The organism is Polymorphospora sp. NPDC050346 (genome assembly GCF_040655695.1).
Lineage (GTDB): Bacteria > Actinomycetota > Actinomycetes > Mycobacteriales > Micromonosporaceae > Polymorphospora > Polymorphospora lycopeni.
This window is the reverse complement of sequence record NZ_JBFAKM010000032.1, coordinates 1-12,109: the sequence shown is the minus strand read 5'-3', so window position 1 is coordinate 12,109 and position 12,109 is coordinate 1. Positions and strand designations below refer to the sequence as shown.

The window sequence follows — 12,109 nt, the reverse complement described above, 5'->3', positions numbered from 1 at the left end:
CCACGCGCCGGGTGCGTCCGCGACCAGGTGCTCCTCGTCGCCGGCGATCTCGTCGGCAACCTCGTGCTACAGGTACTGGCCGGTGTTGCTGGCGGTCTCGATCGACCGGCCCGCCTCGGCGCCCTTGCCACCGGAGACCAGGGTGCGGATGTAGACGATCCGCTCGCCCTTCTTGCCGGAGATCCGGGCCCAGTCGTCGGGGTTGGTCGTGTTGGGCAGGTCCTCGTTCTCGCGGAACTCGTCGACGCAGGCGTCGAGCAGGTGCTGCAGGCGCAGTCCCTTGCGACCCGAGGAGAGGAACTCCTTGATCGCCATCTTCTTGCCCCGGTCGACGATGTTCTGGATCATCGCGCCGGAGTTGAAGTCCTTGAAGTAGAGGACCTCCTTGTCACCGTTGGCGTAGGTGACCTCGAGGAACTTGTTCTCCTCGGTCTCGGAGTACATCCGCAGCACGACCGACTCGATCATCGCGCCGACCGTGGCCTGCGGGTCCTGGCCGTGCTCGGCCAGGTCGTCGGGGTGCAGCGGCAACCCGGTGAGGATGTACTTCGAGAAGATGTCCTTGGCCGCCTCGGCGTCCGGACGCTCGATCTTGATCTTCACGTCGAGCCGGCCGGGCCGCAGGATCGCCGGGTCGATCATGTCTTCCCGGTTGGAGGCGCCGATGACGATGACGTTCTCCAGGCCCTCGACACCGTCGATCTCGCTGAGCAGCTGCGGGACGATCGTGTTCTCCACGTCGGAGGAGACACCGGAACCGCGGGTGCGGAAGACGGAGTCCATCTCGTCGAAGAACACGATGACCGGGGTGCCCTCGCCGGCCTTCTCACGGGCCCGCTGGAAGATCAGCCGGATGTGCCGCTCGGTCTCGCCGACGTACTTGTTGAGCAGCTCGGGACCCTTGATGTTGAGGAAGAAGCTGGTGTGCTTCTCCTCGCCCCGCCGCTCGGCGATCTTCTTCGCCAACGAGTTGGCGACCGCCTTGGCGATCAGCGTCTTGCCGCAGCCGGGCGGGCCGTAGAGCAGGATGCCCTTCGGCGGCCGCAACTGGTGCTCGCGGAACAGGTCGGCGTGCAGGAACGGCAGCTCCACCGCGTCGCGGATCTGCTCGATCTGGGCCTGGAGGCCACCGATGTCGGTGTAGTCGACGTCGGGAACCTCCTCGAGGACGAGCTCCTCGACCTCGCTCTTCGGGATCCGCTCGTACGCGTACGCCGAACGGGGTTCGACCATCAGCGAGTCACCGGCGCGCAGCGGCGAGCCGATCAGGGTGTCGGCGAGGTGGACGATCCGCTCCTCGTCGGCGTGGGAGATCACCAGGGCCCGGTCGCCCGGTCCGCCGCTGGGATTGTCCAACACCTCCTTGAGCATCACGACCTCACCGACCCGCTCGAAGCCGAACGCGTCGACGACGTTGAGCGCGTCGTTGAGCAGGACCTCCTGGCCGCGACGCAGCTCGTCGACCTCCAGCGACGGCGACACCGCCACCCGCAGCTTGCGGCCGCCGGTGAACACGTCGACCGTGCCGTCCTCATGTCGGGTCAGGAAGACGCCGTAACCGCTCGGCGGCTGCGCCAGGCGGTCGATCTCCTCCTTGAGTGTGACGATCTGGGACCGCGCTTCTTTGAGCGTGGTCACGAGGCGTTCGTTGTTCTCGGTCAGCCGGGCCAGCTGCGCCTGCGTTGCCGCGAGCCGTTCCTCGAGCTGCCGGACGTGTCGGGGGCTTTCGGTCAACTTACGCCGCACCAAGGCCAGTTCCTCCTGGAGGAACGCAACCTGGGTGGAGAGATCGTTGGCCTCCTTCTCCCACCGTGCGGCGCGCGAGTCCGCGTCGTCACTGCGTGCCACGTCCCACCTCCCCGGGGCTCGAACGTTCTGCCATAACCCTAACCGGTTTGCGGCCGATTCGAACCCACGCAACGCGCTCGTCACTGAAGCTTGATCGCCGGGGGTGGTCCGGTGGGGAGTCGCCGGCCCGTTCGGGTAGCGTCGGCCCCGTGCGAGCCCGCCCGGCGGGATCCGCGGCGACACCGCGGCCGGGCCCGCCGGACCGAGGATCGCGGGAGGTACGTGGTGACGCAGACCGGCACGGAGACCGACGAGCTACGGGTCTGGGTCGACCAGGACCTGTGCACCGGCGACGGCCTGTGCGTGCAGTACGCGCCGGAGGTCTTCGAGTTCGACGTCGACGGGCTGGCCTACGTCAAGGACGGCGACGGCGACCTCAAGCTGGCCCCGGGCAGCCGGGTCGACGTGCCGGACCACCTGCGCCTGGACGTCATCGACGCGGCCAAGGAATGCCCCGGCGACTGCATCCACGTCGTGCGCCGCGGCGACGACGTGGAGATCGCCGGCCCCGACGCCGACTGACGCCGCCGGCCGGCCGTCGCGGGGCTCGTCAGCCCGCCGGGCGTCGCGGGGACCGTCAGGACCGCGGCCAGCCGCGACTGGCGACGGCGCGTCAGAGCAGCGGACGGCCGACCATCGAGGCGACCTGCCGGGCGAACTCCTCCAGCCGGGCGATCTGTCCCGCCCCGCCGTCGTCGAGCGTCTTGCCGAACCGCAACGCGTCGTGCCGCGGGCCGATGTGGTGCTCGTCACCCGCCCCCGCCTCGTCCAGCGACCGCAGCAGCAGATACACGTCGATGCTGTCGACCTGGATCTTGCCGCCCGGGGTACGCGTCACCCGGCGCCGGCAACCGACCTCGGTGACCGTCGACAGCGGCACGACCCGCAGCGACGACGTCATCGCCCCCGACGGGCCGTCACCGGGCGGCACGTCCTCGCCGTGCCACAGCACCAGCCGGCTGCCGTCGCAGACCACGACCTCCTGCCACACCCCGTTCACCTCGTTGACGAAGCGTTCGAGGGTGAAGCACAGCACCCGGCCGCCCCGCAGCACCCCGCCGAGCGCGTCCATCGCCACGTCGGGGTCACGCAGGTAGGCCCGCGCCGCCGAGTCCAACTCCTGGTAGGGCGACCAGTCCGGGAACACGGCGGGCAGGTCACCGCCGCCGGACGACGGGTTACTCATCGGTTCCGCTGCGGCTCACGTCGCGGGCTCCCTCCCCGGTGTCGGTGTCGGTCGCCGCGGTGGCCCGGGCGGCGGCCCGGCGCAGCGCGTACGCCTCCGCGCCCTTGCTCGGCTTGCGCCGCCGCGGCGGCGCGGTCACCCCGGGGGCGAGCCGGCGCGACGAGACCAGGAACGCGGTGTGCGCGATCATCCGGTGGTCGGGGCGTACGGCGAGCCCGTCGACGTGCCAGTCGCGCACCAGCGACTCCCACGCCCGCGGTTCGGTGAACCCGCCCCGCTCCCGCAGCGCCTCGACCAGCTCCGACAGCTGCGGCGTGGTCGCCACGTAGCCGATGAACACCCCGCCGGGCACCAGGGCCCGCTCGACCAGGTCGAGGGCCTCCCACGGGGTCAGCATGTCGAGGATGATCCGGTCGAAGCCGACCTGGTCGCAGCCGGCCACGTCACCGACGTGCAGATGCCACGCCGGATGCGGCCCGCCGAAGAACGCCTCGACGTTGCGGCGGGCGATCTGGGCGAAGTCGTCGCGCAGCTCGTACGAGTGGACCTCGCCGGTGGCGCCGACGGCCCGCAGCAGCGAGCAGGTCAGCGCACCGGAACCGGCGCCGGCCTCCAGCACCCGGGCGCCGGGGAAGACGTCACCCATCGCCACGATCTGGGCGGCGTCCTTGGGGTAGATCACCTGCGCGCCGCGCGGCATCGACAGCACGTAGTCCGACAGCAGCGGCCGCAGCGCCAGGTAGGTGGTGCCGCCGGTCGACGTCACCACGCTGCCGTCGGGCAGGCCGATCAGCGCGTCGTGGTCCAGCGCCCCGCGGTGGGTGTGGAACGCCCGGCCCGGCTCCAGCACGATCGTGTGCATGCGGCCCTTGGGGTCGGTGAGCTGCACCCGGTCGCCGGGGCGGAACGGGCCGCGGTGGGCGGGCACCGGCGCCTCGTCGCCGCCGTCGGCGGCCGGTACGGCACGAGGCTCGGTGGTGGTGCCCGCGTTGTGCTGCGTCACGTGACAATCTTCCGTTTCGGTTCGAGGAGCCGTGCCAGATCGGCGACGTGCAGTACGCCGACGACATCTTCGCCTGACGTCACGAGGTACTGCACGGCCGGGTGGGCCTGAACGGTCTGCACGACCCGTTCCCCGTCGAGCCCCAGCGGGATGCGGCGTACGCCGTCCAGGCCGCGGGCCACCGTGTCGACCGACACCCACGGCCGGCGCTCGGCCGGCACCGCGTCGGCGGCGGCCGGGTCGACCAGCGCCACCAGCCGCCCCGACGAGTCGGCGACACCGAGCGCCGCCGGCATGCCGTCCTTGACCGCCCCGCCGTTCTCGCCGGCCCGGCGCTGCGCCTCGGCCAGCGGCATCCCGGTCGGTACGGCGAACACCGGCCGGGCCAGCCGGGCCAGGTCGACCAGGGCGAACCGGCGGCTGATCCGGGCGACCCGGATCGACTGCCCGGCCCCCTGCCACAGGGTGAACGCCACCAGCAGCATGAACAGCAGCCCGAACGTCGTCAGCACACCGGCGACCGTCAGCCAGACGACGACCGCCGCCGTCGCCAGCGCGAGCACCCGCCCGACCCAGCCGGCGACCTCGGTGCCCAGGTGCCGGTCGCGGCTGGCCGCCCACACCGCGGCCCGCAACGCCCGGCCACCGTCCAGCGGCAGCCCGGGCAGGCTGTTGAAGACCGCGACCAGCAGGTTGCTGACCGCCAACTGGAAGGCCAACTGGTGGACCAGGGTGCCGTTCGGCAGGGCGACGGTGAGCCCGACCGCGGCGAACCCGAGCACGAACGAGACCGCCGGGCCGGCCAGCGACACGTACAGGTCGACACGCGGGCTGGGCGCGTCACGCTCCATCTCGGTGTAGCCGCCGAGCAGTTCCAGGGTGATCCCGCGCACCCCGATGCCGTACCGGCGGGCGGTCAACGCGTGGCCCAGCTCGTGCAGCAGCACCGACAGCAGCAGGAAGACGACGAACCCGAACCCGACCGCGTAGCCGGCGAGCGGCGCCAGGTCGAGCCGCTCCCGGACGAACGAGCCGTACAGCACGGTCACCAGGACGGCGAGCAGCAGCATGGAGGCGTTGAGGTGGACCGGCACCCCGAACACCCGGCCGACCGTGAGGCCGGTACGGCGTTCGGCGGGCCGCTGCGGCGACGAGTTGTCCTCCATCGGGTCGATGCTACGGGGACACCGGCACACGGCCCCCGCCACCGTCGTACCCCTCGAATAGCCTTTCGTGCATGACGACGGAGACGGTGCCAGCGGTGGCCGGGACGACAGCGACGACGGTGGACGCGACGGCGGGCCCGGTGCCGCCGGCGCAGCCGTCACTGTCACCGTCACGGGCGGCCGACTTCAAGACCTGCCCGCTGCTGTTCCGGTTCCGCAGCATCGACCGGCTGCCCGAACGCCCCACCACCGACCAGGCCCGCGGCACCCTGGTGCACGCCGTCCTGGAGCGGCTGTTCGACCTGCCCGCCGACGAGCGCACCCCGGCGGCGGCCGGCGACCTGGTCGCACCCCAGTGGCAGCGGCTGGTCGCCGAACAACCCGACCTCGCCGGCCTGTTCGACCCCGACGACACCGACGGCCCGGCCGCCTTCCTGACCTCGGCCCGCGGCCTGCTCGACGGCTACTTCCGGATCGAGGACCCGCGCCGGCTGGAACCGGCGGAACGCGAGACGCTGATCTCGACCGTGGTCGACGACCAGTTGCTGATCCGCGGCTACGTCGACCGGCTCGACGTGTCCCCCGCCGGCGACCTGCGGGTCGTCGACTACAAGACCGGCGGGGCGCCGCGCGAGGCGTTCGAGGCGCGGGCGCTGTTCCAGCTGAAGTTCTACGCCCTGGTGCTTTGGCGCACCCGCGGGGTCGTGCCCCGGGTGCTGCGCCTGATCTACCTCAAGGACACCGAGGTCTGCGACTACACCCCCGACGCCGACGAACTGGCCCGCTTCGAGCGGACCCTGCTGGCCCTGTGGCGGGCCATCGAGCAGGCGACCGCCGCCCGCGACTTCCGGCCCAAGCCGAGCCGGCTCTGCGACTGGTGCAGCCACCAGGCGCACTGCCCCAGCTTCGGCGGCACTCCCCCGCCGTTTCCCGAGCATCCGGTCGCCGGCGGCGGCCGGCCCGGCGATCCGGGCACCGCCCTGCCGCCCGGCGCGGACGAGTGAGCATCATCCGCGAGGAGGAGACCCGGCTCGGCAGCGGTGACGATCGAGACGGCCCCGCCAGCGGATAGCGTCGCGGTCATGACCGCGGCCACCGCACCGAGCGCCGGACCGCCGGTGCCGCGCCGGTGGCGATCCCGGTCGGCCCGGCGGGCCCTGCCGTACGACCTGCTGTTCGCCGCCGCGGCCGTGGCGGCCGAACTGGTGCTGCGGCTGACCGGCCCGGCCGAGCTGCGCACCACGAGCTGGTGGCTGGCGGTGCCCTGGAGCGTGCTGTCGGCGGCACCCCTCGCGCTGCGCACCGTCGCGGCCTGGCCCGCGATCATCCTGTGCACCCTCACGATGCTCGCCACGATCGCCATCGGATACCAGGCCCTCACCATCGTCGTCAGCCTGGTCGTGCTGACCTACCACGGCGCGGCCCGGTTCCGGCTGCGGCCCGCGACCGGCGCCGCCCTGCTGCTGTGGCTGCCGGTACTGGTGACCAACCTGGTCATCACGCCACCCGACCGGGTCGACGTCAACGGCGTCTACCTGACGCTGAACAACGTCCTCGTCGTGCTGGTGGCGTTCTTCGTCGGCCGCACCGTACACGGCCGGCAGACCCGCCACCGGGCGTTGGAGGAACGCGCCCGCGCCGCCGAGGAGAACCAGCGGTCACTGGCCGAGCAGGCGGTCACCGACGAACGGCGGCGCATCGCCCGCGAACTGCACGACGTCGTCGCCCACCACGTCAGCGTGATGGGCGTCCTCGCCACCGGGGCACGACGGGTGCTGCGCCGCAACCCGGACACCGCCGACGAGGCGCTGGGCACGATCGAGGAGACCAGCCGTACGACGCTGCGGGAGATGCGCCGCCTGCTCGACGTGCTGCGTACCGACGAGCCGGTCGCCGACCTCAGCCCGCAGCCGGGCCTGGCCGGCATCGAGGCCCTGCTCGAACAGGTACGCGACGCCGGCCTGCCGGTGGCGCTGCGGGTCGACGGGGCGCCGGCGCCGCTCGATCCCGGCGTCGCGTTGACGATCTTCCGGATCGTCCAGGAGGCACTGACCAACACGCTCAAGCACGCCGGTGCCGCGACCGCCCAGGTCCGGCTGAGCTTCGGCATCGACTGGCTCGTCGTCGAGGTCTTCGACACCGGCCGCGGGCCGTCGCTGACCCCGGCCCGGCTCGGGCACGGCCTGGTCGGGATGCGCGAACGGGTCGCCCTGTACGGCGGCTCGCTGCGCACCGGCCCCCGGCCCGGCGGCGGCTTCCGGGTGTACGCGAAGATCCCGATGGAGCATCTGGGCGCACCGACCAGCGAGGGGGCACCGTGACCGAGCGGAGCGAGGGAACAGGCGGGCTCAGTCGCAGTCACGCGACCGCCGAGCGCAGCGAGGTGGGGGCGTGACCGAGCGGAGCGAGGGAACAGGCGGGCTCAGTCGCAGTCACGCGACCGCCGAGCGCAGCGAGGTGGACGCGTGACCGAGCGGAGCGAGGGAACAGGCGGTACGGCCGAGCGGCCGGTGCGGATCCTGCTCGTCGACGACCAGCCGCTGCTGCGTACCGGCTTCCGGATGGTGCTCGGCGCCGAGGACGACCTCGACATCGTCGGCGAGGCGGGTGACGGCGTCGAGGCCGTCGACCTGGCCCGCCGGCTGCTGCCCGACGTGGTCCTGATGGACATCCGGATGCCGAGGATGGACGGCGTCGCCGCGACCCGCGCCATCGTCGACGCGCGCCTGCCCGTACGGGTGCTCATCCTGACCACCTTCGACCTCGACGAGTACGTCGTCGGCGCCCTCCGGGCCGGGGCGAGCGGCTTCCTGGCCAAGGACGTGCCCGCCGACGACCTGGTCACCGCGATCCGCACCGTCGCCGCCGGCGAGGCCGTCGTCGCACCCCGCATCCTCAAGCGCCTGCTCGACCAGTTCGCCGACACGCTGCCCGACCCGTCGGCGGCACCGCCCCGGGGCCTGGACGTGCTGACCGAACGCGAACGCGAGGTCCTGATCCACGTGGCCCGCGGACTGTCGAACGCGGAGATCGCCCGCGCGCTGACGGTCAGCGAGACGACGATCAAGACACATGTCGGGCACGTGCTCACCAAGCTCGGCCTGCGCGACCGGGTGCAGGCGGTCGTCATGGCGTACGAGACGGGCCTGGTCCGCCCCGGCGCCTGACCCCGGCCGGCGCAGCCTGGCCCGGGCCGGCGGACACCTCCCGACCCCGGCCGGCGGACACCTCGAGGAGGAGCCGGCACCGCCCGCCGTACTCCGCGGGTCGTAGCCGGACACCACGACCGACGTACCGCAGGACCGTTCGCGCGCACGACGGCACCGCCGCCGGCGGGCAATAGCGTGTTCTCAACGGCTCTCAGGGGCAACCCTGAGCACCGCTCGGGGCCGACCCGCACCGGGAAATCCGCGACCGGTCCGCCCCAGGTCGGACGTACCGGCCGCCAACCGCCCCGAGGATGGAAGCTGCCGGCCGGACCGACGGTCCGGCCGGTCCAGAGCATTCGACGGCCGCGCCACACGAACGTGACGATGGAGGAGCAATGACGCCGACCGACCCCCGCCGCCCCCAGGTGGCAGCCCGGGCGAGCGACGTATGGAGGGTGTACGGAACCGGTGAGGCCCAGGTCGTCGCGCTGCGCGGGGTGACCGCCGAGTTCGAGCGTGGCGCCTTCACCGCCATCATGGGCCCGTCCGGATCAGGCAAGTCGACCCTGATGCACTGCCTCGCCGGACTCGACACCGTCACCCGTGGCGAGGTCTTCGTCGGCGACACCAAGGTCACCGGCCTCAACGACAGCGGCCTCACCAAGCTGCGCCGCGACAAGATCGGCTTCATCTTCCAGCAGTTCAACCTGCTGCCGACGCTCAGCGCCCAGGAGAACATCCTGCTGCCGCTGTCGATCGCCGGCCGTAAGCCCGACCCGGCCTGGTACGACACCGTGATCGACACCGTCGGCCTGCGCGACCGTCTCAGCCACCGCCCCGCCCAGCTCTCCGGCGGGCAGCAGCAGCGGGTCGCCTGCGCCCGCGCCCTGGTCGCCCGGCCCGAGGTCATCTTCGCCGACGAACCCACCGGAAACCTCGACTCCCGCGCCGGTGCGGAGGTCCTCAACTTCCTGCGCAACTCCGTACGCGAACACGGCCAGACGATCGTCATGGTCACCCACGACCCGGTCGCCGCCTCGCACGCCGACCGCGTCGTCTTCCTCGCCGACGGACAACTGGTCTCCGAACTGTTCGACCCGACCCCGGAAACCGTGCTCGACACCATGAAGCGCCTGGACGTGCTCGTCGAGGCGGCCCGCTGATGCTGCGCGCGACCCTGAAGAGCCTGCTCGCCCGCAAGGTGCGGCTGGTCCTCTCCGGCCTGGCCGTGGTGCTGGGCGTGATGTTCGTGTCGGGGGCGTTCGTACTCACCGACACCCTCAGCCGCTCCTTCGACTCGGTGTTCGCCGACGCGTACGAGGGCATCGACGTCAACGTCGCCGGCAAGCCCAAGGTCTCCGCCGGCGAGTTCGGTGGCGAGCCGGTCACGCCACCACTGCCCGCCGACACCGTCGAACAGGTCCGCGCCGTCTCCGGCGTCGCCGCCGCCACCGGCGTCGTCGCCGCCGACGGCGCCCGCCTCATCGGCGCCAACGGCAAGGTCGTCGCCTCGTTCGGGCCGCCACAACTCGGCGAGAACTGGCTCGGCGAGAACGACCTCGTGAAACTGCGCGAGGGACGCGGCCCGCAGGCCGACGACGAGATCGTCGTCAACGCCGGGCTCGCCGAGGCCGGCAAGGTCGCCGTCGGCGACCGGGTCGGCGTACTCACCCTCGAACCCCGCCGCGACTTCACCGTCGTCGGCGTCTTCGAATACAGCGGCGGCCGGGACAGCATCGGCGGCGCGCACGAGATCTTCTTCACCGAACCCGTCGCCCAGCAGCTCATGCTCGGCGAGACCGGCGTCTACAACAGCATCACCGTCACCACCGCCGACGGCGTCACCGCCCCGGAACTGCGGGACCGGCTCGCCGCCACCCTCGGCGCCGACTACGACGTCAAGACCGGCGAACAGCTCTCCGAAGACAGCGCCGCCGGCCTCAAGGAGGGTCTGTCGTTCTTCAACCAGATCCTGCTCGGCTTCGCCGGCATCGCCCTGCTGGTCGGCACCTTCCTGATCCTCAACACCTTCTCGATCATCGTGGCGCAGCGGACCCGGGAACTCGCCCTGATGCGCGCCATCGGCGCCAGCGGCGGACAGGTCATCCGGTCCGTACTGGTCGAGGCGCTGGTCGTCGGCCTGATCGCATCCGTCCTCGGCCTGGCCGCCGGCGTCGGCGTCGGCGCCCTGCTGGCGTACGTCGCCGGCCAGTTCATCGGCGGCCTCACCCTGGCCAGCGTCGCCGTACCGGCGAGCGCGGTCGTCAGCTCCTTCGCGGTCGGCATGCTGATCACCGTCGTCGCCGCCCTGCTCCCGGCGCTGCGGGCCGCCCGGATCCCACCGATCGCCGCGATGCAGGACGTCGCCACCCCGGACCGGCCGCTGACCCGGATCACCGTCGCGGGCGGCATCGTCACCACCATCGGCGCCGCCCTGCTGGCGGCCGGCCTCACCGACAACGCCGGCGGAAACACCCTGGCCGCCGTCTTCGGCGGGGTGCTCGCCTCGTTCGTCGGCGTCGCCCTGCTGACCCCGATGATCAGCCGGCCGGTCGTGTCCCTGCTCGGCCGGCTGTTCGCCTGGTCGGTGCCGGGCAAGCTCGGCCGGCTCAACTCCGGCCGCAACCCGCGCCGGACCGCCATCACCGCCGCCGCCCTGATGATCGGCATCGCGCTCGTCACCGGCGTCACCGTCATCCTCGACTCGGCCAAGTCCAGCCTCTCCGCCCAGGCCGAGGACACCATCAACGCCGAACTGGTCGTGTCCGGGATCCAGACCGGCCCCCGCCCGCCGACCTTCGACCCGGCGGTCGTCGACCAGGCCGCGGCCCTGCCCGGCGTCGCCGGCGCCGTGGGCCTCTACAACGACGCCGCCATCGTCGACGGCGAACAGACCTGGGTCCTCGCCGCCACCGACATGGCCGTCGTACGCGACGTCTACACCGCCACGCCGGATTCCGGCACCCTGGGCACGCTGCGCCCCGACCAGGTCGCGCTCACCGCGCCGACCGCCACCGACCGCGGCCTGTCGGTCGGCGACGAGATCACCGTGCAGCTGTCGCGCGGCGAACCGCACACCTACACCGTCACCGCGATCGTCCCGCAGGGCCGGCTCCCCGGCTCGATCGTGCTGCCCCACGAGGCGGCGGCGGACTTCGCGATCCCGCAGCCGTTCATGGCGTTCGTACGGCTCGACGAGGGCGCCTCGGTCGAATCGGTCCAGCCGGCCCTGGAGGCGCTCGTCGCCGACAGCCCCGAGGTCTCGGTCGGCGACCGCAGCGCGTTCATCGCACAGCAGGCCAGTCAGTTCGACGTCATCCTGCAGATGATCCAGATCCTGCTGGCGCTGGCGATCGTGATCGCGGTGCTCGGCATCGTCAACACGCTCGCGCTGTCCATGCTGGAACGTACCCGGGAACTGGGCCTGCTGCGGGCGATCGGCCTGCGTCGCCCGCAACTGGTCCGGATGGTCACCGTCGAGGCCGTGGTCATCTCGGTCTTCGGGGCCCTGCTCGGCGTCGTCGTCGGTCTCGGCCTGGGCTCGGCCGTCACGTACGCCCTGCGCGACGAGGGCATCACCGACCTGGTGCTGCCGTGGGGTCAGATGGCGCTGTTCCTGGCCCTGGCGGCGGTCATCGGCGTGATCGCGGCCGCGCTGCCGGCCCTGCGGGCGGCCCGGATCAACGTGCTGGGCGCGATCGCGCACGACTGATCCGGCACGGACTCTCCCGAGGCACGGTGGGGGTCGGGAGGGCGG

At 72.2% G+C, this 12,109-nt stretch carries 10 protein-coding genes; 6 read left to right on the top strand and 4 right to left on the bottom strand.

Features of this window, described 5'->3' with window-relative positions; translation table 11 throughout:
• Positions 1 to 66 precede the first annotated feature (66 nt).
• Positions 67 to 1,848, bottom strand: coding sequence for a proteasome ATPase (gene arc, locus AB0I42_RS27275; protein ID WP_357541464.1), 1,782 nt, complete (start codon positions 1,846 to 1,848; stop codon positions 67 to 69).
• A 225-nt stretch (positions 1,849 to 2,073) separates the two neighbouring features.
• Here arc and AB0I42_RS27270 point away from each other — a divergent pair, with 225 nt between their 5' ends.
• A complete protein-coding gene (locus AB0I42_RS27270; protein ID WP_357541462.1) occupies positions 2,074 to 2,370 on the top strand; it encodes a ferredoxin in 297 nt (98 codons plus the stop codon).
• A gap of 91 nt (positions 2,371 to 2,461) precedes the next feature.
• Here the strand turns inward: AB0I42_RS27270 and AB0I42_RS27265 are convergent, their stop codons facing one another.
• From AB0I42_RS27265 to AB0I42_RS27255, 3 genes are all read right to left on the bottom strand, one after another.
• Positions 2,462 to 3,034, bottom strand: coding sequence for a hypothetical protein (locus tag AB0I42_RS27265; protein WP_357541460.1), 573 nt, complete (start codon positions 3,032 to 3,034; stop codon positions 2,462 to 2,464).
• The gene (locus AB0I42_RS27260) at positions 3,027 to 3,962 is read right to left on the bottom strand and encodes a tRNA (adenine-N1)-methyltransferase (protein WP_357541609.1); all 936 of its coding nucleotides are present in this window, start codon (positions 3,960 to 3,962) and stop codon (positions 3,027 to 3,029) included. Before AB0I42_RS27260 ends, AB0I42_RS27265 begins: the two co-directional genes overlap by 8 nt.
• A 71-nt stretch (positions 3,963 to 4,033) precedes the next feature.
• Positions 4,034 to 5,140 carry a site-2 protease family protein gene (locus tag AB0I42_RS27255; protein ID WP_357541607.1) on the bottom strand — a complete coding sequence of 369 codons (1,107 nt, stop codon included), beginning with the start codon at positions 5,138 to 5,140 and terminating at the stop codon, positions 4,034 to 4,036.
• A 134-nt stretch (positions 5,141 to 5,274) separates the two neighbouring features.
• Between AB0I42_RS27255 and AB0I42_RS27250 the strand changes: the two genes are divergently transcribed.
• The 5 genes from AB0I42_RS27250 (at position 5,275) to AB0I42_RS27230 (ending at position 12,064) form a co-directional block, all read left to right on the top strand.
• Positions 5,275 to 6,207 (top strand): RecB family exonuclease, encoded by a 933-nt coding sequence (locus AB0I42_RS27250; RefSeq protein WP_357541458.1) that lies wholly within the window; start codon positions 5,275 to 5,277, stop codon positions 6,205 to 6,207.
• Positions 6,208 to 6,285: 78 nt separating this feature from the next.
• Complete coding sequence (locus AB0I42_RS27245) at positions 6,286 to 7,524, top strand: sensor histidine kinase (protein ID WP_357541456.1); 1,239 nt, start codon at positions 6,286 to 6,288, stop codon at positions 7,522 to 7,524.
• A 144-nt stretch (positions 7,525 to 7,668) separates the two neighbouring features.
• Positions 7,669 to 8,370 (top strand): response regulator transcription factor, encoded by a 702-nt coding sequence (locus AB0I42_RS27240; RefSeq protein WP_357541454.1) that lies wholly within the window; start codon positions 7,669 to 7,671, stop codon positions 8,368 to 8,370.
• A 377-nt stretch (positions 8,371 to 8,747) separates the two neighbouring features.
• A complete protein-coding gene (locus AB0I42_RS27235) occupies positions 8,748 to 9,515 on the top strand; it encodes an ABC transporter ATP-binding protein (RefSeq protein ID WP_212819350.1) in 768 nt (255 codons plus the stop codon).
• Complete coding sequence (locus tag AB0I42_RS27230; RefSeq protein WP_357541452.1) at positions 9,515 to 12,064, top strand: FtsX-like permease family protein; 2,550 nt, start codon at positions 9,515 to 9,517, stop codon at positions 12,062 to 12,064. The genes AB0I42_RS27235 and AB0I42_RS27230 overlap by 1 nt, the downstream gene beginning before the upstream one ends.
• Positions 12,065 to 12,109 lie beyond the last annotated feature (45 nt).